Annotated in this window: 36 protein-coding genes; 4 read left to right on the plus strand and 32 right to left on the minus strand. The window is 64.8% G+C overall.

Annotated elements, in window-relative coordinates:
* Positions 1-3: 3 nt before the first annotated feature.
* The 26 genes from AC0KXF_RS04765 to AC0KXF_RS04890 all read right to left on the minus strand — a co-directional run bounded on the left by AC0KXF_RS04765 (position 4) and on the right by AC0KXF_RS04890 (position 12,149).
* Entirely contained in the window at positions 4-390 is a 387-nt protein-coding gene (locus AC0KXF_RS04765) for a hypothetical protein (RefSeq protein ID WP_473108093.1), read from the minus strand.
* Entirely contained in the window at positions 387-647 is a 261-nt protein-coding gene (locus AC0KXF_RS04770) for a hypothetical protein (protein ID WP_473108094.1), read from the minus strand. Before AC0KXF_RS04770 ends, AC0KXF_RS04765 begins: the two co-directional genes overlap by 4 nt.
* Before the next feature lie 107 nt (positions 648-754).
* Positions 755-1,303, minus strand: coding sequence for an HNH endonuclease signature motif containing protein (locus tag AC0KXF_RS04775; RefSeq protein WP_473108095.1), 549 nt, complete (start codon positions 1,301-1,303; stop codon positions 755-757).
* Positions 1,285-1,632, minus strand: a complete 348-nt coding sequence (locus AC0KXF_RS04780; RefSeq protein ID WP_473108096.1) for a hypothetical protein — start codon at positions 1,630-1,632, stop codon at positions 1,285-1,287. The genes AC0KXF_RS04775 and AC0KXF_RS04780 overlap by 19 nt, the downstream gene beginning before the upstream one ends.
* Positions 1,622-1,930 carry a hypothetical protein gene (locus tag AC0KXF_RS04785; RefSeq protein ID WP_473108097.1) on the minus strand — a complete coding sequence of 103 codons (309 nt, stop codon included), beginning with the start codon at positions 1,928-1,930 and terminating at the stop codon, positions 1,622-1,624. Before AC0KXF_RS04785 ends, AC0KXF_RS04780 begins: the two co-directional genes overlap by 11 nt.
* Positions 1,931-2,017: 87 nt before the next feature.
* Positions 2,018-2,353 (minus strand): hypothetical protein, encoded by a 336-nt coding sequence (locus tag AC0KXF_RS04790; protein WP_473108098.1) that lies wholly within the window; start codon positions 2,351-2,353, stop codon positions 2,018-2,020.
* Between the two features lie 251 nt (positions 2,354-2,604).
* Positions 2,605-3,105 (minus strand): single-stranded DNA-binding protein, encoded by a 501-nt coding sequence (locus AC0KXF_RS04795; protein WP_473108099.1) that lies wholly within the window; start codon positions 3,103-3,105, stop codon positions 2,605-2,607.
* Positions 3,106-3,300, minus strand: coding sequence for a hypothetical protein (locus tag AC0KXF_RS04800; RefSeq protein ID WP_473108100.1), 195 nt, complete (start codon positions 3,298-3,300; stop codon positions 3,106-3,108).
* Positions 3,297-3,839 (minus strand): hypothetical protein, encoded by a 543-nt coding sequence (locus tag AC0KXF_RS04805; protein WP_473108101.1) that lies wholly within the window; start codon positions 3,837-3,839, stop codon positions 3,297-3,299. The genes AC0KXF_RS04800 and AC0KXF_RS04805 overlap by 4 nt, the downstream gene beginning before the upstream one ends.
* On the minus strand, positions 3,836-4,051 hold the full coding sequence (locus tag AC0KXF_RS04810; RefSeq protein WP_200116126.1) for a hypothetical protein: 216 nt from the start codon (positions 4,049-4,051) through the stop codon (positions 3,836-3,838). Before AC0KXF_RS04810 ends, AC0KXF_RS04805 begins: the two co-directional genes overlap by 4 nt.
* Positions 4,048-4,227: a hypothetical protein gene (locus AC0KXF_RS04815; protein WP_473108102.1), complete on the minus strand. Its 180-nt coding sequence runs from the start codon at positions 4,225-4,227 to the stop codon at positions 4,048-4,050. The genes AC0KXF_RS04810 and AC0KXF_RS04815 overlap by 4 nt, the downstream gene beginning before the upstream one ends.
* Positions 4,224-4,976 (minus strand): hypothetical protein, encoded by a 753-nt coding sequence (locus tag AC0KXF_RS04820; RefSeq protein WP_473108103.1) that lies wholly within the window; start codon positions 4,974-4,976, stop codon positions 4,224-4,226. Before AC0KXF_RS04820 ends, AC0KXF_RS04815 begins: the two co-directional genes overlap by 4 nt.
* Complete coding sequence (locus AC0KXF_RS04825; RefSeq protein ID WP_473108104.1) at positions 4,963-5,145, minus strand: hypothetical protein; 183 nt, start codon at positions 5,143-5,145, stop codon at positions 4,963-4,965. Before AC0KXF_RS04825 ends, AC0KXF_RS04820 begins: the two co-directional genes overlap by 14 nt.
* A complete protein-coding gene (locus AC0KXF_RS04830; protein ID WP_473108105.1) occupies positions 5,126-5,473 on the minus strand; it encodes an HNH endonuclease in 348 nt (115 codons plus the stop codon). The genes AC0KXF_RS04825 and AC0KXF_RS04830 overlap by 20 nt, the downstream gene beginning before the upstream one ends.
* Positions 5,474-5,614: 141 nt before the next feature.
* Positions 5,615-5,962 carry a hypothetical protein gene (locus tag AC0KXF_RS04835; RefSeq protein WP_473108106.1) on the minus strand — a complete coding sequence of 116 codons (348 nt, stop codon included), beginning with the start codon at positions 5,960-5,962 and terminating at the stop codon, positions 5,615-5,617.
* Between the two features lie 105 nt (positions 5,963-6,067).
* Positions 6,068-6,634: a hypothetical protein gene (locus AC0KXF_RS04840; protein ID WP_473108107.1), complete on the minus strand. Its 567-nt coding sequence runs from the start codon at positions 6,632-6,634 to the stop codon at positions 6,068-6,070.
* Complete coding sequence (locus AC0KXF_RS04845) at positions 6,631-7,485, minus strand: PD-(D/E)XK nuclease-like domain-containing protein (protein ID WP_473108108.1); 855 nt, start codon at positions 7,483-7,485, stop codon at positions 6,631-6,633. Before AC0KXF_RS04845 ends, AC0KXF_RS04840 begins: the two co-directional genes overlap by 4 nt.
* A gap of 304 nt (positions 7,486-7,789) precedes the next feature.
* Entirely contained in the window at positions 7,790-8,338 is a 549-nt protein-coding gene (locus AC0KXF_RS04850) for a hypothetical protein (RefSeq protein ID WP_473108109.1), read from the minus strand.
* Positions 8,338-8,535: a hypothetical protein gene (locus AC0KXF_RS04855; protein ID WP_473108110.1), complete on the minus strand. Its 198-nt coding sequence runs from the start codon at positions 8,533-8,535 to the stop codon at positions 8,338-8,340. The genes AC0KXF_RS04850 and AC0KXF_RS04855 overlap by 1 nt, the downstream gene beginning before the upstream one ends.
* Complete coding sequence (locus tag AC0KXF_RS04860; protein WP_473108111.1) at positions 8,532-8,660, minus strand: hypothetical protein; 129 nt, start codon at positions 8,658-8,660, stop codon at positions 8,532-8,534. Before AC0KXF_RS04860 ends, AC0KXF_RS04855 begins: the two co-directional genes overlap by 4 nt.
* Positions 8,653-8,817: a hypothetical protein gene (locus tag AC0KXF_RS04865; protein ID WP_473108112.1), complete on the minus strand. Its 165-nt coding sequence runs from the start codon at positions 8,815-8,817 to the stop codon at positions 8,653-8,655. Before AC0KXF_RS04865 ends, AC0KXF_RS04860 begins: the two co-directional genes overlap by 8 nt.
* A gap of 613 nt (positions 8,818-9,430) precedes the next feature.
* The gene (locus AC0KXF_RS04870; protein WP_473108113.1) at positions 9,431-9,796 is read right to left on the minus strand and encodes a hypothetical protein; all 366 of its coding nucleotides are present in this window, start codon (positions 9,794-9,796) and stop codon (positions 9,431-9,433) included.
* Positions 9,796-9,990 carry a hypothetical protein gene (locus AC0KXF_RS04875; protein WP_473108114.1) on the minus strand — a complete coding sequence of 65 codons (195 nt, stop codon included), beginning with the start codon at positions 9,988-9,990 and terminating at the stop codon, positions 9,796-9,798. The genes AC0KXF_RS04870 and AC0KXF_RS04875 overlap by 1 nt, the downstream gene beginning before the upstream one ends.
* Positions 9,990-10,820 (minus strand): DUF6551 family protein, encoded by an 831-nt coding sequence (locus AC0KXF_RS04880; RefSeq protein WP_473108115.1) that lies wholly within the window; start codon positions 10,818-10,820, stop codon positions 9,990-9,992. Before AC0KXF_RS04880 ends, AC0KXF_RS04875 begins: the two co-directional genes overlap by 1 nt.
* Complete coding sequence (locus AC0KXF_RS04885) at positions 10,813-11,907, minus strand: ParB/RepB/Spo0J family partition protein (RefSeq protein WP_473108116.1); 1,095 nt, start codon at positions 11,905-11,907, stop codon at positions 10,813-10,815. Before AC0KXF_RS04885 ends, AC0KXF_RS04880 begins: the two co-directional genes overlap by 8 nt.
* Positions 11,904-12,149 (minus strand): helix-turn-helix domain-containing protein, encoded by a 246-nt coding sequence (locus AC0KXF_RS04890; protein ID WP_473108117.1) that lies wholly within the window; start codon positions 12,147-12,149, stop codon positions 11,904-11,906. Before AC0KXF_RS04890 ends, AC0KXF_RS04885 begins: the two co-directional genes overlap by 4 nt.
* A 95-nt stretch (positions 12,150-12,244) precedes the next feature.
* Between AC0KXF_RS04890 and AC0KXF_RS04895 the strand changes: the two genes are divergently transcribed.
* From AC0KXF_RS04895 to AC0KXF_RS04905, 3 genes are read left to right on the plus strand one after another with little or no spacing between them, the layout of a single operon-like run.
* Complete coding sequence (locus AC0KXF_RS04895; RefSeq protein WP_473108118.1) at positions 12,245-12,682, plus strand: helix-turn-helix domain-containing protein; 438 nt, start codon at positions 12,245-12,247, stop codon at positions 12,680-12,682.
* Complete coding sequence (locus AC0KXF_RS04900; protein WP_473108119.1) at positions 12,682-13,149, plus strand: hypothetical protein; 468 nt, start codon at positions 12,682-12,684, stop codon at positions 13,147-13,149. Before AC0KXF_RS04895 ends, AC0KXF_RS04900 begins: the two co-directional genes overlap by 1 nt.
* The gene (locus tag AC0KXF_RS04905; RefSeq protein ID WP_473108120.1) at positions 13,149-14,549 is read left to right on the plus strand and encodes a recombinase family protein; all 1,401 of its coding nucleotides are present in this window, start codon (positions 13,149-13,151) and stop codon (positions 14,547-14,549) included. Before AC0KXF_RS04900 ends, AC0KXF_RS04905 begins: the two co-directional genes overlap by 1 nt.
* Here AC0KXF_RS04905 and AC0KXF_RS04910 read toward each other — a convergent pair.
* The 6 genes from AC0KXF_RS04910 to AC0KXF_RS04935 all read right to left on the minus strand — a co-directional run bounded on the left by AC0KXF_RS04910 (position 14,479) and on the right by AC0KXF_RS04935 (position 22,360).
* Positions 14,479-16,770, minus strand: coding sequence for an FHA domain-containing protein (locus tag AC0KXF_RS04910; protein WP_473108121.1), 2,292 nt, complete (start codon positions 16,768-16,770; stop codon positions 14,479-14,481). The genes AC0KXF_RS04905 and AC0KXF_RS04910 overlap by 71 nt on opposite strands.
* A gap of 1 nt (position 16,771) precedes the next feature.
* On the minus strand, positions 16,772-17,284 hold the full coding sequence (locus tag AC0KXF_RS04915; protein WP_473110053.1) for a hypothetical protein: 513 nt from the start codon (positions 17,282-17,284) through the stop codon (positions 16,772-16,774).
* 132 nt (positions 17,285-17,416) lie between these two features.
* Positions 17,417-19,369 carry an alpha/beta hydrolase gene (locus AC0KXF_RS04920; RefSeq protein WP_473108123.1) on the minus strand — a complete coding sequence of 651 codons (1,953 nt, stop codon included), beginning with the start codon at positions 19,367-19,369 and terminating at the stop codon, positions 17,417-17,419.
* Positions 19,370-19,479: 110 nt separating this feature from the next.
* Positions 19,480-19,782, minus strand: coding sequence for a hypothetical protein (locus AC0KXF_RS04925; RefSeq protein ID WP_473108124.1), 303 nt, complete (start codon positions 19,780-19,782; stop codon positions 19,480-19,482).
* Between the two features lie 55 nt (positions 19,783-19,837).
* Positions 19,838-20,131, minus strand: coding sequence for a WXG100 family type VII secretion target (locus AC0KXF_RS04930; protein ID WP_473108125.1), 294 nt, complete (start codon positions 20,129-20,131; stop codon positions 19,838-19,840).
* Positions 20,132-20,572: 441 nt separating this feature from the next.
* Positions 20,573-22,360, minus strand: a complete 1,788-nt coding sequence (locus AC0KXF_RS04935; protein WP_473108126.1) for a proline--tRNA ligase — start codon at positions 22,358-22,360, stop codon at positions 20,573-20,575.
* 39 nt (positions 22,361-22,399) lie between these two features.
* On the opposite strand from AC0KXF_RS04935, the gene AC0KXF_RS04940 reads away from it, so the two are divergent.
* Positions 22,400-23,923, plus strand: a complete 1,524-nt coding sequence (locus AC0KXF_RS04940) for a phospholipid carrier-dependent glycosyltransferase (RefSeq protein WP_473108127.1) — start codon at positions 22,400-22,402, stop codon at positions 23,921-23,923.
* The last annotated feature ends 21 nt before the right edge of the window (positions 23,924-23,944 follow it).

The following is a 23,944-nucleotide window of genomic DNA, read 5'->3' on the forward strand; positions in this document are numbered from 1 at the left end:
CATTCATCGCTCTCGCCCCAATGCGGCCTCGACGGAGCGGATCGTCGGGCACGGCCACTCCGTCACCTTGCCGAAGTAGCTTCCATTTGGCAGCTGCCACGAGCACCCGCGACAGATGGTGTCGCTTGGCTCGATCTCGACCGGTCGATGGAGCGCCATCACCGCTTCGAGCGCGGCGATCATCCGTGGCACCGACTCACGAGAGGCAGCGATGAACTCGGCGTCGGGCGTCCAGCCATCCCGGTTGTCTGTCACCACATGATCCCTGGCGTCGAACACTGCCCAGGAGTCGCCATCGACGGTCTGGCGGCTGTGCCACGCCCACGGCCCTTCGGTCGCGGCCTCCGCGAGGAGCTTCTGCTCGGCCAGGTACTCGGTGATCGTGGTCATTTTCGATCATCTCCTGTCAGTTCGTAGTGCTCGCAAGGCCGCTCATCGGGCGGGGAATACTGACCCACCTTCGGGTGGCGTATGTCATTGATTTGCTGCTCATCGCGCTCCCATGTCGTCTCGATACGCGGCTCGCCGAAAGTGCCGTAGGCATCAGTCAGCGATGAGGCGACACCCCAGGATTCATGCGGGCGTCCAGTAGTCGGGTCGAGCAGGATCTCGTCACGCTCGGCGCAGGTGAGTTTTCTAACGCTCATCGTCACCTCCTACCGACAGCGCAGGGCACTCCTGGTCGTGCCGCTTCGTCAATTTCTTCTTCTGATGCAGGGTCAAGTGACTGGTGCGCCACATCGCCCCGCATCGGTTACATCGCAACATCATCGCCTCCTACCGGCAGCGGCTCGCTGGCCTTGCGACGACGCTCCCTCAGGTATCGCGCCTTCCGCGCCCGGAACGCTGGGTCTTCGCGGCGTCGCGCATCGTATTGGCGTTGCGACTCCCGCATGCACTCGCGACACTGCCGCCCGTTTCTACCTTCGATGACGTTGTCGGGATCGATGATTTCGTGCAGTCCGGCTCGGCAGACGCTCCGGCTGCCGTAACCGTTCTCACCACGACGGCAGTTCTCAGACTGGGTTACGTCATCGAGATGGTCAGGCCGAACGCATGCTGGGTTCGAACACAGGTGGTCCAGAACCTCGCTCTCCGGCTGCATCCCGTGTTCAATCAGCCAAGCAACACGATGCGCGGCATATTGCTGGCCGTCGATAGTGAAGCGGCCGTAACCGCGCCCTGACGACCCCGTCCACTCCCAGCAATCCTCGCCGCGCTCGACGTGCTCCCAGAAGCGCTCGATGTCTTTGGAGGAGAGTTCTGGGATCTGCCTTCCATACTTCATTTCGGTTCCTCCCATTCGGGTTCGGGTGCAGCAGCACGAGAGAGCGCGGCGGCGTATCCCCGGTCGAATCCATCCTCGAATGACGTGAAGAACTCGCTGTATCGGCGTATCTTCACGCCTGCCTGCCAGTTCTTCAGGGCCTCAGCCTTCAGTCGTTCAGGCGCGTCTCCGTCCGGTACCGTGAGCGTTTCGAGGGCGTCGAGAACCGCCTCCGCCGCGCTGTAGAGTCGCGCGAACGGACGCCACTGCGTATCGTTGACCATCGTCCCTTGAGGGATTCGCCCAGCATCCTCATGCGCTTCACGCAGTTCCGCGATCAGGGCGCGGGTCTTCTCATCGGTCATGGTCGTTCTCCTCTCCGAGAATGGCGCGAGCAAGAACGAGCGCGGCATCCACATACCGATTCGGTGTGATGCGAGAGAACTCGACAGCAAGGCGCAGCACGCCCAGCAACGGATCTATGGTGCGAGACAACGTGACCAGCAGCCCTGCTTCGGGGGTCATCCCATCCGCGCCGAAGACGAGTGAGAATCCCTCTGCGTCGAATTCGCCGCCGGGGCTCTCGTCGCGCAGTGTTTCGAGCTTGCTGATCGCACGCTCCAGAATCTCGATAGCGGTCGGGGCGGGTCGTTCATTCGTCATGGTGTTCTTCTCCTGTCAGGTCGGGTTCGGTGACGCCGAGACGAGCAAGCACGTCAATCTCGGCGGTCGTGAGATTGCGGAGGATGGTCATGCGGTCCCTTTCGGTTGTTCGGTCGGGTCGTCGATGCGATCCCAGGCGAGCGGCCCATGCCAACCCTTTTTCAGCGCGAGGGCGCGTGTCACGGACGCACTGTTCCCGATGGCTTTTGTCATTGCGAGGTCGCGGTATGCGCGCTTGATACGGCGCGCGGTGGATGTTTTCACGGTCGCTACATGGCCTGCCCGGATGCGGGTGAGGTGCTGCCCGAACAGGCCGGTCCGGGCTGCGATCGCCTCGCTCGACCACCCCATGACTGCGAGAGCTTTTAACCGTCTCGCGCAACCGCCAGCAGGTATCTCGATATCGCCGCCGTTCGCGAGCACCCGCCGTTTCCGAAACGGCTCATTCGCTCGGTATCGGGCACGCTCACGGGCCGTGCATGGGGCGCACCGGCACCCGTGCCGCCAACATGTCGCCGCCGCCGCGTGTTTGTGACTGTCCGGGCATACAAAAACCATGTGTTCTGACCTCCCGAGGATGCAGAAGGTGCCCGCCACAAGCGAATGTGACGGGCACCAGATGGGCACAAAACAGCCCCACTCGCGGCGGGGCTCGTGAATTTCAGTGGGTGGTGCTAGAAAGGCTGTTCGTCGTCAAACGCGGCTCGCCCGAAATCTGCGTTCTGAGCGCCGTTCCCACCACCGGACGACCATCCGCCCGTCTGGGGTGCTCCCGACGCGTTAGGGCCGCCATGGAAGCCGCCCTGGCCCTGGTTCTGCCGTGACGGGCGCCGCGCAACGATCGAGAAGATCGTCGGGTTCGTGATCGTCGCCGCAATCCCCGCAGTGCCGTCGTTCTTCACGAACGCCCTCGGCCACGGCTCCCCCTCGACCCTCACGAGGTAGCTCTTCTGGATCTCCTGCGCGACCTGCTGGCCGTGCTCATTCCAGAACTCCGCCTCCCACCAGACCACGACCTTCTGCCCGTCCTTGTCGGTGTCGGCCACCCACTGGCCGTCCTTCACGCGCCCCTTCTCGACCGGGATCGTGACTGTGGTGACGGTGTGGTTTCCGGCCTGTCGCTGCTCGGGGTTCTTCGCGACGAACCCTTCAATGTTGATCCTTGCGTTAGCCATCTACTGGCCCTCCTTCTGGTTGATTCTGTCTGCGATTTCGAGGCCGACCATGTGAGTCGTCTCGAGGAGATGTTTCGCGTCTTTCAGGTACGCCTCTTTGCCGGGGTCGCCGAGTTCATCCCAGGGGGTGAACATTTGCCCGGCTTTCACGTCGGCAGCCCATATCGCCCACGCGAGCTTTTCTTCGAGCGTCACAGCGCCTCCTTTCCGGCGCGGACGGCGTCCACGACTTCTTGCTGATACTTCGCGAGTGTTCTCGTGAATGGTTCTCCGTATGCTGCCGCCCCGATCGCGGCGAGAACTAACGCGTCGGCTTCATCTGGACCATTCACCACAACGTCGGGGTAGCGTCGAGTGACGGCCTGACCTACCTCGAACTTCGTCGTGCCAGTTCCGCCGCCTTTCCCGAGAATGAACTTTTTGAGCTGAGACGGAGCGACCAGCAGCGGCGGGTTATATCCGAGCTCGTGGATCATGTGATCGACGAACATGTGCCACCCGACGAGCACCTTGTCGTGGCCTCGACCTTTCGACATGTACGACGGAGATTCGATCACCCATGCGGGACGACCTTCGCTGTGCCACCGGGTGAGGGCCGCGGCGATCTCGCGTGGCCTTTCTCCGAAGCTCCACCACTCGGTTGCTTTGGATGTGAATGTCGCGCATTCGGCTTCTCCGTCTGTGATGGCGCACACGCCAGTGGCGGTGAGCGAGAAGTCCACTCCGAGGATCATGCGGCCTCCTTTCTTGCTGTGATTTCTGCGAGCATTCGTTCGGCACGCGCCTGCTGAAATGACTTCGGCTTGAACTGGCGACGGCTTGGGCGGCGCGGCATCGAATCCGTGGGACGCTCCAGCAGCGCGTCCTCGAGGCGCGCACCGGTCCACTCCCGTGACACTTTCTCGGGGTCTCGGGTTGCGAGGAACATTGCGAGATCGTCGATCATCTGTCGGCCGCCCTTCCTGCGAGGGCGACAAGCAGCGCCCGCCAATCGACCTTCCCTGTTTCGATCGCACCGCACACTTGCTTCACCCATGCAGCGTCACGCTCGCGTACCGCGTCGATCAGGCCAGCAGCGACAGGCTGCACAGCCTCGAGACGACGCTCACCGTCATCGGTCATGTGATCACCTCCTGATCGATCCATTCCTGAATCTTCAGCGGGTCGTTTCTGATTGCGCGCTCGGTGTAGGCGTGCGGGTAGCGCACCTGCTCGGGTGACTGGTCCACGATCCACTTCGAGAGACGCAGCGCGGCAGGTTCGTCGATTACGGTGTCGCAGACGGTTTCCACGAGGTCGGCGATGCGACGTGGATCTACAGGACGAGCGGAGGAATTAGTTTTGGGTCCGTCAGTCTTGCTCGCGCGCGTTACATCAAGACTGACTGACTTAGTAAGTAATCTCTCTATCTCTATCTCTAGCTCTGACTCTGACTCTGACTCTGGTTTCGTTTGGGTTTCGCTGGGTTCGGTCGGGTTTTGATCCGAAACCCCCTGGGTTACGGCTGGGTTCCCCCTCGGTTTGCGAGGACGACCACCCTTCGCCCCGTTCTCCCGAGCAATCCGAGCCAACTCTTCACGCTCCGCACGAGTCTGCTGATGCTCCGCATAATCCCTGATCACATAACAACCAGCCTCATCTTTCATCAGCAGTGGGCGACTCGGATGCGACCCCAACAACGCCTCAAGATGCGCCAACGGCCACATGAACTCAGCATCCTCAGAAGCAAACACTCCGTCGTTGTCAGCGATACGCGCCTCACCCAACATCTCAATGAACGTCCACCGAACCTCAACTGGCAGGCGCGTGATCTTCGGGTGCCGATGAAAGTCCACCACGATCTGGGTGAACAGGCGCTTATCCTTTGCCAACGTCTTCCTCCTCTCTCACAACGTGTTCCGCGATTGCGGCGGCCGTCCCGCACAGCAGGTCGTCTGCGGCAAGCCATGCCGCGAAGTCGTGCATGTACTCCCGCTTCGAGATGCGGGCCAGGTCGTGCACCCACAGCAAGGTCGATAGATCAGAATGGTTGGCTGTCATCGCGTTCCTTCCCACCGAAGTCGTCCAGCCACCAGCGCACCCCGTTCAGATCGGTGACGGGGATCAGTGCTTCGGTTCTCGTGTCGTGCCGCGAGATCGCTTCACCGTCCAGTGCTTCACCGGAGTGCGCGCGACCGTGACAACCTGAATGGTTGCCGCCCGCCAGGCCGCTATCGCCGCCGCAGAGCGCCCAGAGATTCGCGAGGTTATGACGGCCCCCGCGTGAAAGAAACCGGCGGTGATGGATCTCACTCGCCGGTTTCCCGCACCCTGCCTCACACATTCCCCCGGATCGCTCACGCACCTTCTCGGGGTGGTCTTTCGGCATCCGACCGGTCCTCTTGTTACTCATCTCTCACCAGCTCCCACAGGTCCATCTCTGGATTACGGCAGGCGCCGGATGCGAGCAGCCTGGCGATACCGTCACCAGAGACTGGCCCAAGGATCGGCGGGATACGAAGCATCGCACTCATGCTGCCTCCCGTTCCGGGCGAGGGTTCAGACCCCACAACCGGTCCGAAGCCCAGAGCACCGTGATGAACACCGCGGTCCCATCCGGGTCGATACACGCAACGACAGCGACGCGACGGCCGCAGAAGTAGTAGCGTCCGTTCGCGGGATTGTGTTTCACCTCGAGCGGTGCCTTGAGTGCGTCAGCGATCTCCTGCCTCTGCATTCCCTGGCACACCATTTGCGATGCGCGCAGCAAGAAGTGATCGGTCGAAGCGAGATCCATGCCGAGGCCGATGGTCGGGACGTCGATCGCGTCGGGGAACTGTCGCAGCGTCTGAGTGAGCTTGCGGACGGCTTTCGCCATTACGGCACCTCCATCGGCTTGGTCCGGCACCAGCACGCATGAGTAAGGCCGTGGCGGTCGGTCAACCAGCCACGGCCCTCACACGTGCCACACGTCAACAGCGGCTCAAGAACCGGCATCATGAATCGCCGCCTTCCTCGCCGTACACGCCGCGGCAATCTCCGGTCCCCACCAGCCCGCAGCCGACGCCATCTCGTAGAACTCGGTCAGGTCTTCGACGGACTCGCACGCGGCAACATCTTCCTGCCACCCATCAGGGGCAGGGGCTGAGGTGGGCGCGTCACGAAGGGGATGCACTGTGAACGGCGCCTTCTTGCCGCGGGCCACGGTCAGCATGAGCGTCTTCGTGCCGTCGATGTGCGAGGCGTGCGAGATACGAATGCCGCCCACCTTCTGCTTCCCGAACGTCACGTCAGGGTCGCCGTACAAGGTGAGTTTGCGACCCTCCCACCCGGCAGCGCTCTTGCCCCAGATCCCGATCAGCAAGCGTCGCATCGTCAACCCCGGCTTGAACGGCCGCCCCGGATACTCATTAGAGTGCAGTTCAATCGGTTGGTCAGTGTTCACGATCTTGATGCGGTTGATCGTGATCGTCTTCGTCTCCCCACCTGTGAAGTCGTCGAAGTTGAGCTGATCCGATTTCGGCTCAATCGTCTTCATGAGGTCGCTCATAGCGTGATCTCCCCACTCTCGTACTTGTCCTGGTACTTGTAGATCGCCCACATGGGCGGCGCGATCGGGGCCAGGTCCATCGGGTATCCCGGCCAGTCGTCGAGTTCGACGCAGCGTCGGTAGTCATCGACGGCTTGCAACGCTTCGGCTTGGCCCATCTCAGCGAACTGCTGATCCAGCGGATGGACCGCGACGAGGTACGGTGCGGTTTTCTCGACGAGCACGAAACGCATGTCTAGATCCCGACCGGTCGCTCGGTGCAGGATGTCGAGGTAGTGACCGCGCTGGATGTGATACCCATACTCCGCAGCCGAGTTCGCGAATCCGTGTGGTGACGCGTCGAAGGTGGTTTTCAGGTCGACGGCCACCCCGCCCTCGTTGGGCAGGAAGTCGAATCGCCCGCGCCGCTTCACCCCGAGGTACTCATCGAACACCGACACCTCAGGGTGCCCTTCGCGCTCGAACAGCTCCTTCGCGAGCGGGTGTGCGAGCACCGCCTCAGCCATAGCGTCGATCGCCACGAGATCGTCAGCAGACACGACAGGGACGCCTGCCGCCTGCTGCTCAGCCTTCCACTCCTTCGCCGCAGCGGTCCGCATCCCGCCCGTCTTGTCAAGGAGTTCGGGCGGGCACGACACTGGCACCAACCCAACTCCCAGAACCTTCGTGTGCACGGCCGTGCCGATGTCATAGGCGTCACGGTGGACACGATTCCCGTCGATGATCTGATGCTTGAACTTCGCCGGAGACTCGAGGATGAGTTTCGCCCCGGTCGACGACAGTTCGTCCTTCGGGGCGTGGTACTCAGCTTCGGGCATCCCGTAGACGATGCCTTCACGCTTCATGGCCATTTGCGTTCCTCTCTCATCCGGTCGACCTCAGCATCAAGACGCTGCGATTCCGGCCACCCAGACGGCTCGTCAGGCTCCCAACCCGTGTCCGGGTCCCACTCAAGATCCCTTCCCCAGGGGTCCTCATACGGTTCCATCGCTCCGCCTTCCTGGGCATTCCGGGTTGTACACCCCGGTGCCGTTGTTGCATATCCCGCACCTGTGCGTCTTCTCGGGTTGCTCTACGTCGGCGACGTACTTCCCTTCCCGTATCGGGATCAGCACCTCACCAGTACGCCAATCCGTGACAGGACCGTAACCTGGCTCATCCATCAGACACCTCCGGCCAGATACGGCGAGCAGATTTGATGTGAGTGCCCGTAACCGTGATGCCCACCAGATTCGGGTCCGTTTTCACCACCGGCCTGAACAAGTAGTCGCCGGTGGTGAAATCTTCATCTACGATCCACACCGTTTCGCCTCCTGATGCGTGTGAGATGGCCCACACCTCGCCAGGCTTCGCGTCATGCCACGGCCTCGGCTCAGGATGAGCAGCGAAGTAATCTCGCACAGGCGCGGGCTGGGAGTTGTCGGTACGTCCGTGCGTTGATGTGTAGCCAGTGCTCTCGCGCAGCAGGCCAGCAGCAGGCTTACCAGCGCTCCCGCGCTGACGTATCGGGTACACCACGTAGTCCGGGTCCTCCGACCACCGCCACCGTCCGAGTTCCTGGTCCCGCTCATGCTGGAAGAACTCACGCAGCGCATCGGAGGTCTTCACCGTGAGATCGACGGGGAAGCCGATGCCGTCAGCGCTGACAGAACCAGCCGGAGTGATGCTGACTTCGACACCGTTGCTTGCTGTGAACTTCTCCATCACTCCCCCATCTCGACGGTCACAGCGCAGAGCCCAACCGGGACATCCCGATCGAGACGAACCGTGATGTAGGTTCCCGCAGGCATTGCCGGGTATTCGTGGTCGGGGCACTCGCAGTTCTCAAGCCCGCAGTCGTAGCGCGAATCTCCGCTTTCGAAAGCGGCGGTGACGATCCACCCCGTGACTCTCTCCGTCATTTCTCCTCCTTGAGTCCGAGCGCGACCATCCAGTCCGGGAACCGGTGGCGGCGCTGATACAGAAGGGCCGCTGCTAGCACCACCAGCAACGGCCCCAACACCTCGTTCGGGATCGCGTCAACCATTCGTCTCGCCCTTCACCGTGTCGAACAGGGGCCGCAGCATCTCAATCAACGCCGCCCCCACCTTCGTGTTCTGATGCATCCGCCCGATCTCGAGCAACGCCATGAACACATCTGCCTCACTGTCCGCGCGCGCGACAGCCACGATCTCTCTCGCCATCACAGGCCCCTTCCCTCTTCCAAAGTCGTTGTGCGAGGGATGCGGGTGGCGGTCGTTCCATCCGCCACCCACTCGTCTAGGTACACCCGCATACGCGGGCCATCCCGTCAGCCAACCCCCGATGGCTCGCCCCCACAGGGGTCTTCCGCGCCGCCGCCCGGACTCGAACCGGGACGATGCCTCAACACTCGGCAGCTGACCGTGCCTGCCTGCCACTACTCCCCGCCTCTACGGATCAGCAATGCGCGTGTGACGACTCCACCCACCCGAAGGGCGATGAGGAAGTGTGCCGTCGTAGCCGGTCGTGCGTGTTCTTCACGCAGTTCGTCCCCCGCCTCGCCTATTTCAGCTTTGGGGGCCGTCCACCCTCTGGTGCATTCCGATCAGCATCAACGCGTCATCGGGGAGCGAGCCAGAAGGCTTAGTCACTATGCAGTTATCAACGATCGGGTGGAGCGCCCCTCGTGAGGCGGTGAATGCCTCGGGGAACCCGGGAGCCGTGAGGCCGTGCATTGCGCCCGACTCGAACGGGACCGGTTACCTGAAAACGGCAATGCTGTAGCTAGGCCAGGGTCGAAACCCCAGCAAGAGAGGTGGGCGGGCTAGCGGCTACTCACGACGCCACCAGAGACTTCGGCGGATAATCACCCACGAGTTCCTTGGTGGCGCGGAGCTGATCGAAGTGACGCTTTGCCCGGTTGGCTGCGTTCAAGACTGCGACCGGTGCCGTACCTTGACAGAGTGCAATGAGTTCGGTGTGATCGCTCGTGACGATCTCAGTCTCGACTCGTTTCCGCCAACGCCCACGGGTCACTTCCCGTTCGGTAACGTCGCGGCGCACAATCTCGACCTGCAACTTCTTCACGTCCACTGGGATGAACGAACATTGGGGGTAGGTGTCATACCTGTACAGGGGCGGGTGCGACACACGCCAGAAGTGCCCCTCCGGCAACACCGGCAGCCCCGTCAACTGATCCATCACGACGCCACCGCCATCGGCTTCGAGTGCTTCTCCCGCATCTCACGGATCCGCCGCTCAAGCTCATCCACCGACGGCCCACCCGGAAGATACGCACCCTCGGCCGCTTCACGCGGATCCATCAGCAGCGTCCGAGAAAGCTCACGACCAAACACGTTGCTCGCCACCTTGAAGATCTGTTCCTGAGTAGCCATCACGCCACCGCCCCAGCAGGAGCGGACTTCCACCACGAACCGAGACTGTTCGTGCCACGCAGGCCCTTGTTGTAGAGATCCGTCACGGCAGCCGCGTGGTTCGTGACGAGGTCACCGCCATAGGTCTCACGGGATACGGCGGCGAGCTGCCGCAGCCCACGTGCTCCGTTGGGAACATCGCTCAGAACGCGCACGAGGCGCTCAGGGTTGAACCGGCCCTCGTAGCGGTTGATGAACTTCGCGACGCCCTGCAAAGGCTCTGAGTCGAACCCGCTACCGGCCCACGCGTCCCGGACGGTTTCGAGGGTCTTGCGCAGCAGCACCGCGTCGCCGTCCGAGTAGATACGCTCAAGCGCTCCGACCGCTGACACTGCACCGGGCTTGCGTCCCTTCTCGATACGAAGGCCGAGTGTGCGAACTACCCGATCGATGTCGGTCGGCACGGGTAGACCGGCAGTAACGCCCACCTTGAACTTGTCGTAGGAGGTGACCTGGCGGCGGTTGTTGAACGCGAGGAACAGACGTGCCTCATCAGCCTCGCCAAGGCCCTCGTGCGACCAGACCTGAATGGTCCATTCGCCCCACTCATCACCAAACTCGGTCTTTGCCCAGGTGGTGAGGGCGTGGAAGCGATGCTGCCCGTCCACGATCCAGTAGACGCCGTCGCGGTGCGACACCGTGAACGTTCCGACCATGTCGATGTTGAACGTCTCGGTGAGCTTGTCCGCCCACCCCTTCTTCAGTTCACGCTGCGCCGCGTTCGACACGCGCAACTCGCTGAGCTTCACGGTCTTGATGCGGGCGGCGCCTTGGATGCTCTTGTTAGCCATTGCTGATCTCCTTCAGCGATCGAATGATGAGGTTGAACTGGCGGGTGTCGACGCGTTGCAGCGCGTCTTCCGCCTGTTCCTTGGTGATGGTTTCCAAGTCGATGTGCTCGAGAGCGCCAATCGCGGACTCGAGTTGCAGGAATGCCCGGTAGAGGCGGTCTTGCGAAGTGCTCGCGTGCTTTCGGTAGGTCGTGTCGTTGAATCGGTAGGAGGCCCCGTACCGGGAGACAGCGGCCTGTTTGAAAGCCTCGAGGTTCGCGTGGCGCTTGTGCCCCTCGGCTTCGAACGCATGCGTTGCGGTCGGATACTTCGCGGCAAGACGGTGATGCCACTCACGAGCCTCAACGTCAACCGGACGCCCAGCGGAAGGCGAGGCTTCGACCGTCACACTCTCGGACTTTCGACGCACCTCTTTGACTTTGTCGTAGCCTCGCCGGATCGGTGCGCCCTGATCGATGTCAGCGAGCGCTTCACGAGCCGCGTCCTGCACGTCCACGGGCTGCTTCTCATCAGTGGAAAGATTTACCAGCGTCTTCAGCCGGGTGTAGGTGGCCGGGCTGAGGTCCACAGCCTCCGCCGCCACGTCACGTGCCTGATGCCCCGACCCTAAGTTCCCGGGAACTGAGGGTGCTTTGCCAGCGAGCATTCGCTCCTGCGCTGCCGGCCTTTCGAACTCCTCGATCGCCATGCCGAGCGCAGCCTTCTCAGAGGGAAGCATCTCCTTACGAGCGGTGTTCTCGTCCCGCTCAGCGACCAGGGCATCACGCGCGTCACCGATGTCGCGGGCAATCCGGGCCGGGATCTCAGCGAGCCCAAGCTTCTTGAAAGCTGTCAGGCGACGCTCCCCAGCGACCAGACGGTAGCCGCCATGCCATTCCCGTACCGTAATCGGGTTCAGGAGTCCGACCTGAACGATAGACTCAACCAGCTCGGACACGTCTCCGAGGTCCTTCCGGTAGCGGTCCGCCACGATCACCTCCTCGACACCGAGCAGGATCGCGGTAGAATCGACGTACTGATCTCCATCAGCCACGGCCCCGGCAAGTTGCAGCTTGTGCGGGGCCATTTCAATCACATCGGCACTCATGCTGCCACCTCCGCGTGTTCCGGCACGAACGAAGCAGGCGTAAATGCTGAGGGCTTCGTTGAAAGCGCCGCAGCCACGCGATACAGCTCTTCAAAGTTGAATGCAACGATCGCATCGAGCTTGCGCCTCAATGTTGTGAGCGGAATGCCTGAAGCCATTGCCAATGCGGCGCGAGACATTTCGGCTTTGCCCATCTCCGCCAGGACAAGTCGTGCGACCTCTTGGTTAAGTTCTGTAGCCATACGGCTAGATTACATAGCTGTAGTTCGATAAGCAAGCCGCACATCGGCCCTATTTGGCTTTGTTTTGTAGCCGAAATGGTTGTAGTGTTAGCCGTATGGCTACCAAGAATGAAGCAGACGCGTTCGCTCAGACAGTTGCGGCGCAGGTTCGCGCAGAGATTGGGGCACGCGAGTCATCAGTCGCTGCCATCGCGCGAGCCACGGGAATCAACCGCGAAACGCTCGACCGCTGGGTAAAGGGCGAGAGGCAATTCAATATTGCCAATCTCTTCCGCGTAGCTGATGCACTCGGCATGAATACGCATCTGCTCGTGAAGCGCGCAGAGGAGAGATTCATAGAGGAGAACGCCTCATCCACTCTCGCCCGGACCGAAGCCGAACTGATTGTCGGTGGCTTCGGTAAGAATGTCGATCCACACACCATCGATACCAGCAAGCTCGATCTCGCTGCGTCGCACGACCAGTCCGGTATGAAGGACCAGGTGCAGCCCGACTACGAGAACGAGTCTCAGGACCCGGAGGACAATAAGTAATGCTTCAGGCTCTCGCGAACGCCCCAAACACGACCGCGTACATGTTCGGCGTAGACCACTTCTACGACGGACCGTGCGCAATGGACTACGACCCCTACGTGCACGCCCAGATGATCGGCGCTGAACTCGTGTCCAACATGACGCTCCCGGCCGACGTGCCCGCCGCGTACTCGCACCAGATGGACCTCATCTTCTTCCGCGGCGACCAACTCGACGACGAGGAGCGCTGCAACATCACACACGAACTCGTCCACTTCGAGCACAAGGACGACGGCAAGTCGAAGTTCCAGGAAGATCGAGCCGAGCGCATCACCGCGCTCCGCCTGATCCGCCCAAGCAAGCTCTCCCTCATCATGGCCGATACCGATGACTTCTCCTACGCGGCACGGGAGATGCGTGTCACCGAGAAGGTCATGCGCTGCTACCTCCGCATGGCACGCAACGGCACTCTCCCCAGGAGCTACTAATGCGCGCCCTCCGTCCTGTCCCCGACACTCCGCCTCGCGCCGTCCTGTACCTGCGCCAGTCGGTGTCTCGTGATGACTCAATCTCGATCGAACTTCAGGAGATCGCCGGCCGCGACTACTGCGCCCAGCACGGCTACGAAGTGGTGGCCGTCGAGGTTGACGCTGGCTTGTCGGGCAGGAACTGGTCGAAGCGGCCCGCGGTGCAGCGCGTCATGGACATGGTCGAAGCGAAGACGGCCGACGTGATCGTGCTGTGGAAGTGGTCGCGTCTGTCTCGCAACCGCCGTGACTGGGCGATCGCAGCAGACCGTGTAGACGTAGCCGGCGGGCGTATCGAGTCGGCAACGGAGCCGATCGACACCGCCACCGCATCGGGGCGTTTCGCCCGTGGCGTCATGACCGAATACGCCGCGTTCCAGTCCGAGCAAATCGGGGAGCAATGGCAGGAGGTCTTCGCCCGACGAGTAAGCCTCGGACTTCCTCCTACCGGCAGCATCCCGTGGGGGTGGGAGAAAACCAGCGGGGGCGTGACGATCAGCGACGAGAACGCCGCAATCATCCGCTCCATGTACCAGCTCTACTCGGAAGGCCGCGGCCTCGTGTACATCGCGAACTGGCTCAACGCCCAAGGCATTCGCACAAAGCGGGGAAAGTCTTGGCAGTTCGCATCCGTCCGGGCCTTCCTTGAGTCACCCTTCCATGCCGGCTACATCGTCTACGACGGCGCCCACCACAAGGGCGCACACGAACCAGTCATCTCCCGGGACGAGTACGATCGCTTCATGGAGAACCGCCAGGACCGCACCATCGCGAAGAAACCCCGCATCTCCCCATATCTACTTTCGACGATCTGCCTCTGCCACTGCGGCAGGAAGCGCGTCGGCAACATCTCCGGGAGGCGCGGACGCTCCTACGCCTGCACCGCGACGGAGAGCCATCCGAAGAAGTACCGGATCTGCGATCCTGTCGATGCGCTCGTGTCTGACTGGGTGGAAAGCCTGAATGCCGATGCTGAGCTCGCGAACGGCACCTCAAGAGTGGATACCGGGTTATTGAAGGCCCGGATCGACAATCTCAAGAAGGGGCTCACGAACCTGAATGTGCGCCTCGCGATGGAGCAGATCAGCGACGAGGAGCACGCCGCCGCGCGAGCAGCCATCACACTAGAGATCAGCGAACTCGAGCAACAGCGCACAGCAGCCGCTCGGGCTGCGCGCAATAGTGCCGCTGTCTATTTGGAAGGCAAGGAAGAGCTGATCGCCGGATGGGCACTCCTACAGGTTGATGGCAAGCAGGCGCTACTTCGGTCCCTCGTGGAGTATGTGCGCATCATGCCGGACGACACTCTCGAGCTGAAACCAAAGTGGACATCGGAGGTCGTTGTTTTGGGTAGTTCCTGAGCAGGTAGTTGAGCCTGTCGGAGCTCACGGTCGCAGCCATGCTCATGATCCAGGTCTGCAGGAACTCCGACTTGCCCGCACCCGTGGTGCCGCCGACGAGGGCATGCGGGCCGTTCGAGCGCAGGTCGAGGATCGCGGGTCCGTCAGATCCCTGGCCGACCACCGCGGCGAGGGAGACCGGGGCACGCTCCTGCCCGCTCCTCCACCCTGAGACGAGGGATCCGCTGCTCGCCCACGCCTGGATGATCGCTGCCACTCCCCCGAGCAGATCGGTGCCGTGCAGTTCGCGCAGGTCGACGCTTCCGGGGAGATCGCTCTCGTCGAGCATGCGCGCAGCGGTGTCCTCGACGGGAGCGAGCCGCCTCGCGAGTTCGTACGCCAGTGATGAGTCGAGGTGCTCGTGACGGGAGAGGGGCACGGTCGTCGCGGATCGCACGAAGTGCACCCTGCACTCCGCTCGGCCGGCCTCGATGAAAGTGCGGCAGGCCGCCGGGAGCGCTGCCCGCGTCTCACTCACCCAGATCACGTGGATGGCGTGGTCCGGACCGGCTTCGGCGATCTCGATGAGCCGGGCCGGATCGATGCCCGGCGCGTCGAGCACCAGCACGGCCACCGCGGGAAGCGCCGGCAGATCGGTGACGGCTTCGCCCTGAGCCTCGTCGTTGCGAGTGCGAGCAGCGAGGTGGGAGCGAATGCCGGCGCGGGAGGGCCGGTTCGCCCGGCGCCTCTCGAGCAGCTCCTCGAGCGCGGTGAGCAGGCGAGTCGCACTCACCTCCGAGTCTGCGAGTTGCCAGCCTCGGATCGGGCTTGCCACCGGATCGACGTGGGGCAGCCACTTCAGCCAGCCCCAGTTTCCCGCATACTGCGACCCAGCGAAGCAGGCGAGCACCAGCTCGTGAGGCGAGTGCAGGCCGACCAGCTGGAGGACGAGCGCTGCGGCGATGCCTTCGGCCCGCGGCCGCTCTCCGACGACACCGACCGAGCCGCACCGTTCGAGCCGCTCGATCACGGGCACTGGCCCGACGCGCTCGAACTCCTCGGCGACGCTCCGCAGTTTCCACCACTGCTCTTTGGGCGTTTCGCCGCGCTCGGGTAGCACGACTCGCGTGCGGCTCGGCAGCCGCCCCTCTCCGAATCGGATCTCGAGGAACGACCGATGCTCAGGCCGTCGCGTCCAGAGCAGTTCGCCGCGCTGCTCGATCGCCGCGCGCACCTCGCAGAGAGCCGGAGACTCGGCGGAGCGCACCTCGATCTCGCGTTCTCGCAGGCTGAGGAGTTCCGTGCGCTCCGCACGGAGGTCGTCTTCGAAGCGCGCCGCCTGCTTGCTGTGCCGCCGACGACCCCCGAGAGTGGCGTCGAGCCAGGACCCGATCATCATCACGGGTGAGAAGGCCACCATTATCAGGCTCATAGGCGAGCGCGTGACCGCGTACATAGCGAGGCCCACGATCATGGGGGCGAGCACGGCGAGCACCGGGATTCGCGTGTGCGCCGCGGGCGCGGGCGGTGAGGGCAGCTCACGATCGGAGGCGACGAATAGCGGCGCGACCCGCGGCGAGCGCGTATGCATGACGCGATGCGAAAGCTGCACCGGCGGAGACTGCGATACGGAGTGGACGGGTGTGAACCGGAGCTCGATCTCACCGAGGCGCAACCGCGTGGGGCCCACGATCCGGATCGAAGTATGCCGACGTTCGCCGCAGACAACGCCGTTGGCCGAACCGAGGTCGCTCACCGTGATGCTGCCGTCCGACCCGACGCGCGCCTCGGCGTGCCGGCGCGAGACGCTCTGATCGAGCAGCTGCACACGGCACGCGCGATCGCGGCCCATGAGATTGCTGCCGGCGACCAGGCTGAAACGAACGCCCCGCTGCGCGCCGGTGAGCACCTCGACGAACGCCACGGCCTCCACCAGCCGGAGCGCCGCCCCGTCTGCGCCGAACTCAGGAACGGGCTGGATCACGAGCCCGGACTGCAGGCCCGAGGCGGCGACGGACGCCATCGGGTCGAGCAGCACGGCGGCCGCACCGACGCCTGGGCTGGCGCGGAGGGTGACGGGTGCGAGCCTGCGGTGGGCGTTCTCCATGAGGTGCGGGTCGGAACTGAGGCCGGCGCGGATGAGGGATCGCGCCACGTCGGCGACCGTCGCCGTGACGTCGCACGAGAGCGTCACATCCTGCATGCCGCCCTGCGGCAGCACCACCGATACGCGGAGCTTCATCTCAGTCCTCCGATGCTGTGCCTTCGCCGCGGCGCTCGAGTTCCTCCGCGAACGGGTTGGCCGCGTCCTCTCCGGAGGAGACCCGCGGTCTCACCATGGCACCCGCCGCGCACGCCGTATGCACCGACATGGTCATGCTCTCCGCGTTCGCATGCATCGAGAAACTGCCCCCGTCCTCGAAGTCCACGATGAAGTAGGGCTCGATATCGTTGTGCGTCGCGTACAGGTCGCGTACCGCGTGGCCCTCGGACTCCCAGAACTCCCGCACCCGCGCCGTCGCCGCCAACGGATCCTCGGCGTCGGTGTTCTTGAGCGACATGTCGAGACGGCCCGCGTTATCGCCGCAGTTGTTCGGGAACCACGCCTCTATCAGTAGTTCACGATCCTCTGTTCGATCCTCCGCCCAGTACTTGTCTCGCCAATAGATGTCGTACCACCCATCCGCCACCTCGCTTGCAGATACCCCAGCGTCCAATCGCTCCGCCACCCACTCCCGCTGCTCCTCAAGCGTCATCGGGCTCGTCCCTCCGGGCATCGATACGATCGGTCTCTCCTGGACGCAGCCCGTCAAGAGCAGCGCACCGCACAGCATCATCAAGGAGACCCGGAACCGCATACCCATCACGTGCTTCTCCTTACCTGTTCCTCACGCTGCACGACGCAGGGCCGGTGAGCCGTGGGGCCGCATGTACCACTCCCCCGATGGTTTCTCCGTCACCACGAGGGAGTCGGCCAGGCGCTCGCTGATCCGCCCCGTGGTGATCTGCGCCAGGCTGCTCAGCGACTGAGTGTCGATGTCGAGATACCCGTGCCCGACGGACGAGGAGATACCGGCGAAGCCGCGCCTCACTCGTTCCCCGATGATCGAGTGACCGTCGGTGCGCAGCAGCCCGAGCTCCGGATCCCCGTCCGAGGAGAACGAGAGCGCGCCCCCGTACACGGGGCTCAGGGTGTGCAGCCACAGCACCCCTCTCGCCTCGGGGTTCGGCTGGCCGCGCCCCGACAGCCCCGCACCCGACGGCGCGAGGAAGTCCTTCGCCGCATGGGTCGTGTAGATAGCCGCCTGGCCCGGCCAGGCATCCTTGACACGCAGCTCCTCGTATGACGGCACGGTGCGGGCGTCGATGCCCGCGGAGGCGACGAGCGTGAGGCTGTCGACCGGGTGCCGCACCAGGGTGAGAGCGGTCGCCGCCGTGGTCGTGCCGTAGGAGTGGCCGAGGACCGCGACCGAAGGCGCACCGTGCGCCCCGGCCACGCGCGCCGCCTGGGCACCGTCGAGCTCCGCCGCGAGGCGGGGTGCGCCCTCGCACGCAGCGTGGGGCCAGAGCACCCCATCGGAGTTCAGGGAGTCCACGAGGTCAGGGGTGTCATAGCCGAGCCAGGCGATCACCGAGCCCTGGCCGGTGAAGCCATCAGTATCATTCTGAGCGGCGTAGAGATTGCGGCTCGCCGCGTCCCAGTCCGGAAGCACGAGGTGGGCGTCGCTCTCCATACCGGGCACCGCCCAGCTCGTGTGGGTGGCGGAGTCGGAGACGCCGTAGCCCAGTGCCGCCTTCGGCACCCGATCACTGAGGTCCAGTGCGACGACCTGGATCGGCGGTCGGCCCGAACCGTATCTCCGCTGTTCGCCGGCCTCCCGCGCGAGAATCTCCTGCACCTCGGCCGCCACCTTGAGCTGCTCGGGAGTCAGCAGCGTCGGGTGATTCGCATAGAGCTCGAGCATCTCGCGATTCGCGAGATCCCGCACGGCGTGCGGCAATCCCGGCAGGTTGCCGATCACCCACGGCACCTCGTGAATCAGCCGCTCCTGGGTCGCGTCGTCGAGCCCTCTCCACCAGACCGCGACGGTGCCCGGATCAGGTGGTGAATCCCAGGCTCCCGAACCGTCTCCGCCTGGAAACAGCCCGGCCAGCGCGGGATGGTTCTTCGTCACCGCCACAGGGGCGGCGCTCTTCCCCCAGAGCTCACCCACGATCCCGTGCCCGATCGCGAACTTCGGCCCTGCTCCGCCGGGCATCGAACCCACCGTGATCAACTGCCCCAGCGTTGTGTCCCGCAGTGTCGCAACCAGTGCCCGTTCCGATTCCCTGCGCTCCGCGACCAGGTTCTCCCAGTTCCCGCGCTCGTCGCGGATCTCCTCGAGGGCGTCGGTCCACGACATCACGGCGTGCTGCCACCGGGCCTCGTGGGCGGCGACGAGCGCGCGACGCGCCGCTTCCTCCTCCAGCTCGTCCATGCCGACCGTGCGCGTCGGATCGAGCGCCGGGTCCGGCAGCACCGGGGGCGGCGGGCTCTCCCACGACATCGGTGCACTCCGGCCGATCCGCTCGGAGATGTCCTCGAGCACCGATGTCTCGGCGCGGATCACAGCGAGGTGCCCGTCGACGCTCTGCTGGACCACGCGCGCACGCCTGTGGATTGCCTCGATCGAAGAGGCGTACAACGCGAAACCCCGCTGCGCCGCGTCAGCGCTGTCCTTCAGCTTCACGGCGCCGGTCGGCAGCGTCGTGTCGAGCTTCGCCTGCATCTGCCGCACGGCGGCGCCGGTCGCGCCAATCAGGATGCGCGAGGCGGTCTCGATCGACACCAGGTACGTCATGCATCCCTCAGCCACGGACCTCGCGAACGACACCGCCTGCTCTGCCGCTGCGATGTCACCGATGATCGGCGATGGCTCGCTCAGAACGGCCTCGTGTCCGCCGGGAACCATCATCGCTCCGCCCCCTGCACCGAGAATCCGCTGTTCAGCGAACCGGCCAGCCGGGCGTCGATGGCATCGCTCTCGTGCATGAGCCCGTGCAGGCCCCGGCCAGCGGTCAGCGCCGCGTCGGCGAGCGCTGCACGCCCCACCTGGAGGCCACGGAGGTGCAGTTCGACCTCGCCGGAGATTCCGGTGAGACTGGCGAAGCCGTCGCTCGGCCGCGGCACGTTCCCGCTCATCTCGTTCACGGCGCGCACAGTGTGCCAGATCGCGCCCTCGAGTGCACTATCGAGGATGGTCAGGTCAGCCATACCGGTTTCCTTCTCTCCCCCGCGGTGCAGACGGTCCGAGCCGGCGCGGATGCCATCAGCCGATCCTCGCCGCGATCTGCGCGTCCATGTCGCGCATCGCGGCGGCGGCCTGCGTGAGGAAGGCCTGAATCTCCGTCAGCTTGGCGATGACCGTGTTCGCACTGCTCGTGTAATCGGTGTACGCCGCGTCGAATCGCGCGGAGGCCTGATCCGTCACGAAGCCGGACGCCACGAGTTCGGCGATCTGCGCCCGCAGAGTTTGCAGCCTCTGGGTGATCTCATCGCGCCCGGCGCCCAGTTGGGCCGCCGCTCGTTCCATCTCCGCGTACGAGACGTTGATGTTCGCCATGGTGGACTCCGATCCGCTCGGCCGTGAGCCGAAGCGGCGCACGAGGTTGGTGACTGCGATACCGGAAGGTGTTCCGGGTACACAGAACGCTAACCTCGCCGTGCGGCCACCATGGGGGCGCTATGCGAATCTGTGGATAAGTTGACGGAAATCGCAAGATTGCAGCGCTGTGAGCGGAGCTCGGGGTCCCTCGCCGCGGCTACCGCCAGGGCCCGACAGCGTCCGTCGGGGTCCGCACCCGCCGGTCACGCCACACCCACCCACGCCACACCCACACGCGCACACCGTCGCCCACACACACCGCCGCACTCGCTCGAAAGGCGAGTTCCGCATGCGGATCTCGGATCCAGCATGCGGAACTCGCCTTTCGACACAGTTTGAGGGCCGAAGCTCCCCGGGGAAGCCCGAGAAGGACCCCCGGAAGGGACCGGCCCGGGGAACCTACTTCGCGGACGCCCCCGCGAAGAGGGCCGGCACCTCCGAGATCGCCACGCGATCCTTCGTTCCCGCCGCGCGATCCCACACCTCGGCGAAGCCCTCGGCTGCATCGCGCCCCACGACGACCACGCGCGGCACGCCCAGCAGCTCGGCATCGCCGAACTTCACGCCGGGCGACACCTTGGGCCGATCATCGAACAGCACATCGACGCCGCCCCCCGACAGCGAGCCCGCCAGCGAGGACGCGATCTCGTATACCGCCGCGTCCTTGCCGGTCGCCACGAGGTGCACGTCGAAGGGCGCGACCGACTCGGGCCAGATGAGGCCGCGGTCGTCGTGGTGCAGCTCGGCGAGGATGGCCATGATGCGCGTGACGCCGATGCCGTACGAACCCATGGTCACGGTGACCAGCTTGCCGTTCTCGTCCAGCACGCGCAGGCCGAGCGCCTCGGCGTACTTGCGACCGAGCTGGAAGACGTGCCCGATCTCCATGCCGCGCGCGGTCTCGATCGGCCCCGAGCCGTCGGGGGCTGGATCGCCGTCGCGCACGGTCGCGACGTCGATCACTCCGTCGGCGCTGAAGTCGCGGCCGGCGACGAGGTGCGCCACGTGCTTCTCGTGCTCGTTCGCGCCGGTCACCCAGGGGGTGCCGTCGATGACGCGGGGGTCGAGCAGGAAGCGGATCCCCGTCGACCCCTCGAGACCCAGCACGGCCTCGCCGTTCAGCGTCGGGCCGATGTAGCCCTTGACGAGCCCGGGGTGCTTCTCGAAGTCGGCGGCCGTCGCGGGCTCCACCTCGCAACCGGGGAACGCGACCTCGACGCGCTTCATGTCGGCGTCGCGGTCGCCGGGCACGCCGATGACGACGAGGGAGCGCTCGCCCTCGAGATTCGTCACGGCGAACACCAGGCACTTGAGCGTATCCGCGGCGGTCCACTCGCGACCGTCCGCGCGGGGAAGAACCGCATTGGTGTGCGACACGAGGGTGTCGATCGTCGGGGTGTCGGGCGAATCGAAGACCTGCGCCGGCGGTAGGCCAGCGATCACCTCGGCCGGAATCGGGTCGGGAACGGGGGTGGTGTAGGCCTCCACGTTCGCGGCGTAGCCGCCCGCGGATCGCACGAAGGTGTCCTCGCCGATGCCGATCGGCAGCAGGAACTCCTCGCTGCGCGACCCGCCCATCGCCCCGGCGTCGGCCGACACGATCACGTACTCCAGCCCGAGCCGGGAGAAGATGCGCTCGTAGGCATCGCGCTGCTTCTGGTACGAGGCGTCGAGCCCCTCGTCGGACACGTCGAAGGAGTAGGCGTCCTTCATCGTGAACTCACGCCCGCGCAGCAGGCCGGCGCGGGGGCGCGCCTCGTCGCGGTACTTGTCCTGGATCTGGTACAGCGACAGGGGCAGGTCCTTGTACGACGAGACGATGTCCTTCACCATGAGGGTGAAGGCCTCTTCGTGGGTCGGCGCGAGCAGGTAGTCGGCGCCGTGCCGATCCTTCAGCCTGAAGAGCGCGTCGCCGTACTCCTCCCACCGCCCGGTGGCCTCGTAGGGCTCGCGCGGCAGCAGCGCCGGGAAGTGCACCTCGTGGGCGCCGGCGGCCTCCATCTCCTCGCGGATGATCTGCTCGAGCTTCGCCTTGACGCGCAGGCCCAGGGGCAGCCAGCCGAACACGCCCGGCGCCTGTCGGCGAATGTAGCCGGCGCGCACGAGCAGCTTGTGGCTCGCCACCTCGGCGTCGGCGGGATCCTCACGAAGAGTCTTCAGGAAGTAGTTGCTGAGCCGCGTAATCACCTCACTATCGTAGCGCTGCCACGCTCTAGGCTGGGGTGGGTGAGGGGTTCGCTGCGCTGGATCGCACCCGCGTTGGTGCTCGGGATCGCCGCGGTGCTGCGATTCTGGGCGCTGGATCGGCCCGGCGTGCTCGTCTTCGACGAGCTCTACTACGTGCGCGATGCGATCAGCCAGCTCGCGCACGGCTTCCCGACGGTGTGGGCCGACGACGACCCGTCGATGGCGGGGGCGCGGGCGACCGCGTTCGCGGATGCCCCGTCGAACGCGGTGCATCCGCCGCTCGGGAAATGGCTGATCGGGATCGGGGTCCTGATCTTCGGACCTGATAACGGCTGGGGTTGGCGCAGTGCCGTCGCGGTCGCGGGGGTGGCGACGGTCGCGGTCGTGATGCGGCTGGGCTGGCTGCTGTCGCGCAGCCTCCTCATCGCTTGCACGGCGGGGCTGCTGCTCGCGATCGACGGTGTGCACCTGGTGCTCACCCGAGTGGCGCTGCTCGACGGGTTTCTGACGCTGTTCGTGGCGCTCGGTGCGCTGTTCGTGTGGCGGGATATGGAGTGGGGTTCTCGGCGGGGGCCGCGGCCGGGACAGATTCTGATCTGGCGGCCCTGGCTCATCGCCGCGGGGCTCGCCTTCGGAGCCGCAGCCGCCGTCAAGTGGTCGGGGCTGTATCCGCTCGCGTTCTTCCTGGTCTTCGTGACGGTGCGGGATCTGCTCGAGCGGCTGCGCCGCGGCGAGCGCGGTGCCGTCGGGCGGGCCGCGCTCCGGGCCGGAGCCACCGCGGTGATCGCGCTGCCCGCAGCCGCTTTCGCCTACCTCGTGAGCTGGGCGGGCTGGATCCTGCATCCCGGTGGTTGGGCCCGCACGCCGGGAACCCCCTGGCCCGCCGCGCTCCTCGAGTACCACGCGGAGATGCTGTCCTGGCACAGCACCCTGACCGCTGAGCACCCGTACCAATCGCACCCGCTGACCTGGCCTCTGGCGCTCGTGCCGACGGCCATGTACGAGGCGCGCTCGACGAAGGGCTGCGTCTGGCACGAGTGCGTGTCGGGCATCTCTCCGCTGCCGAACCCGCTCGTCACCTGGGGCGGTGTCGTCGCGCTGTGCGTGCTCATGTGGTGGGTGCTGAGAGCGGTGCTCGGCTCGCGGAGTCGGTTCGGGATCGGCCCCGAGCTCGGCAGAGCAGGGTTTCTCGGCGGGCCGGGCGCCCTGGCCGGGGCTTTCGTGCTCACCGGTTACCTGTCGGGGTGGCTGCCGTGGGTGCTGACGTTCTCGCGCTCGGCCGTGTTCCAGTTCTACGCGGTGGTGCTGACACCGTTCTCGGCGCTCGCGCTGGCACTCGTGCTGGGGGCGCTGTGCGGGGTCCCCATCCGCTCGTCCGCGGAGCCCTCCGCGCCTTGCCCACTCGACCCGCCTGATGCGACGCTGCTCGGGCGCAGGATCTCCGTGCTCATCTTTCTCATCGCGGCGGTACTGCTGGCGGTGCTCTTCTTCCCGGTGTGGTCGGGCATGCCGATCGCGGACTGGTTCTGGCAGATGCATATGTGGCTGCCCGGGTGGAGCTGACGCGACGGCGCTATGCGAGCA

The organism is Leucobacter holotrichiae, assembly GCF_055791005.1.

Bases quoted from the DNA above. Each gene is read 5' to 3' on its own strand.
- AC0KXF_RS04890 (WP_473108117.1), bottom strand. From the start codon at position 12,149: ATGGCTACAGAACTTAACCAAGAGGTCGCACGACTTGTCCTGGCGGAG.
- AC0KXF_RS04765 (WP_473108093.1), bottom strand. From the start codon at position 390: ATGACCACGATCACCGAGTACCTGGCCGAGCAGAAGCTCCTCGCGGAG.
- AC0KXF_RS04780 (WP_473108096.1), bottom strand. From the start codon at position 1,632: ATGACCGATGAGAAGACCCGCGCCCTGATCGCGGAACTGCGTGAAGCG.
- AC0KXF_RS04785 (WP_473108097.1), bottom strand. From the start codon at position 1,930: ATGACGAATGAACGACCCGCCCCGACCGCTATCGAGATTCTGGAGCGT.
- AC0KXF_RS04830 (WP_473108105.1), bottom strand. From the start codon at position 5,473: ATGCCGAAAGACCACCCCGAGAAGGTGCGTGAGCGATCCGGGGGAATG.
- AC0KXF_RS04795 (WP_473108099.1), bottom strand. From the start codon at position 3,105: ATGGCTAACGCAAGGATCAACATTGAAGGGTTCGTCGCGAAGAACCCC.
- AC0KXF_RS04920 (WP_473108123.1), bottom strand. From the start codon at position 19,369: ATGACGTACCTGGTGTCGATCGAGACCGCCTCGCGCATCCTGATTGGC.
- AC0KXF_RS04810 (WP_200116126.1), bottom strand. From the start codon at position 4,051: ATGATCGACGATCTCGCAATGTTCCTCGCAACCCGAGACCCCGAGAAA.
- AC0KXF_RS04925 (WP_473108124.1), bottom strand. From the start codon at position 19,782: ATGGCTGACCTGACCATCCTCGATAGTGCACTCGAGGGCGCGATCTGG.
- AC0KXF_RS04870 (WP_473108113.1), bottom strand. From the start codon at position 9,796: ATGGATCAGTTGACGGGGCTGCCGGTGTTGCCGGAGGGGCACTTCTGG.
- AC0KXF_RS04905 (WP_473108120.1), top strand. From the start codon at position 13,149: ATGCGCGCCCTCCGTCCTGTCCCCGACACTCCGCCTCGCGCCGTCCTG.
- AC0KXF_RS04805 (WP_473108101.1), bottom strand. From the start codon at position 3,839: ATGATCCTCGGAGTGGACTTCTCGCTCACCGCCACTGGCGTGTGCGCC.
- AC0KXF_RS04850 (WP_473108109.1), bottom strand. From the start codon at position 8,338: ATGGAGAAGTTCACAGCAAGCAACGGTGTCGAAGTCAGCATCACTCCG.
- AC0KXF_RS04910 (WP_473108121.1), bottom strand. From the start codon at position 16,770: ATGAAGCTCCGCGTATCGGTGGTGCTGCCGCAGGGCGGCATGCAGGAT.
- AC0KXF_RS04775 (WP_473108095.1), bottom strand. From the start codon at position 1,303: ATGGGAGGAACCGAAATGAAGTATGGAAGGCAGATCCCAGAACTCTCC.
- AC0KXF_RS04845 (WP_473108108.1), bottom strand. From the start codon at position 7,485: ATGGCCATGAAGCGTGAAGGCATCGTCTACGGGATGCCCGAAGCTGAG.
- AC0KXF_RS04915 (WP_473110053.1), bottom strand. From the start codon at position 17,284: ATGACGCTTGAGGAGCAGCGGGAGTGGGTGGCGGAGCGATTGGACGCT.
- AC0KXF_RS04885 (WP_473108116.1), bottom strand. From the start codon at position 11,907: ATGAGTGCCGATGTGATTGAAATGGCCCCGCACAAGCTGCAACTTGCC.
- AC0KXF_RS04840 (WP_473108107.1), bottom strand. From the start codon at position 6,634: ATGAGCGACCTCATGAAGACGATTGAGCCGAAATCGGATCAGCTCAAC.
- AC0KXF_RS04770 (WP_473108094.1), bottom strand. From the start codon at position 647: ATGAGCGTTAGAAAACTCACCTGCGCCGAGCGTGACGAGATCCTGCTC.
- AC0KXF_RS04815 (WP_473108102.1), bottom strand. From the start codon at position 4,227: ATGACCGATGACGGTGAGCGTCGTCTCGAGGCTGTGCAGCCTGTCGCT.
- AC0KXF_RS04875 (WP_473108114.1), bottom strand. From the start codon at position 9,990: ATGGCTACTCAGGAACAGATCTTCAAGGTGGCGAGCAACGTGTTTGGT.
- AC0KXF_RS04880 (WP_473108115.1), bottom strand. From the start codon at position 10,820: ATGGCTAACAAGAGCATCCAAGGCGCCGCCCGCATCAAGACCGTGAAG.
- AC0KXF_RS04865 (WP_473108112.1), bottom strand. From the start codon at position 8,817: ATGGCGAGAGAGATCGTGGCTGTCGCGCGCGCGGACAGTGAGGCAGAT.
- AC0KXF_RS04900 (WP_473108119.1), top strand. From the start codon at position 12,682: ATGCTTCAGGCTCTCGCGAACGCCCCAAACACGACCGCGTACATGTTC.
- AC0KXF_RS04835 (WP_473108106.1), bottom strand. From the start codon at position 5,962: ATGGCGAAAGCCGTCCGCAAGCTCACTCAGACGCTGCGACAGTTCCCC.
- AC0KXF_RS04895 (WP_473108118.1), top strand. From the start codon at position 12,245: ATGGCTACCAAGAATGAAGCAGACGCGTTCGCTCAGACAGTTGCGGCG.
- AC0KXF_RS04930 (WP_473108125.1), bottom strand. From the start codon at position 20,131: ATGGCGAACATCAACGTCTCGTACGCGGAGATGGAACGAGCGGCGGCC.
- AC0KXF_RS04860 (WP_473108111.1), bottom strand. From the start codon at position 8,660: ATGGTTGACGCGATCCCGAACGAGGTGTTGGGGCCGTTGCTGGTGGTG.
- AC0KXF_RS04855 (WP_473108110.1), bottom strand. From the start codon at position 8,535: ATGACGGAGAGAGTCACGGGGTGGATCGTCACCGCCGCTTTCGAAAGC.
- AC0KXF_RS04825 (WP_473108104.1), bottom strand. From the start codon at position 5,145: ATGACAGCCAACCATTCTGATCTATCGACCTTGCTGTGGGTGCACGAC.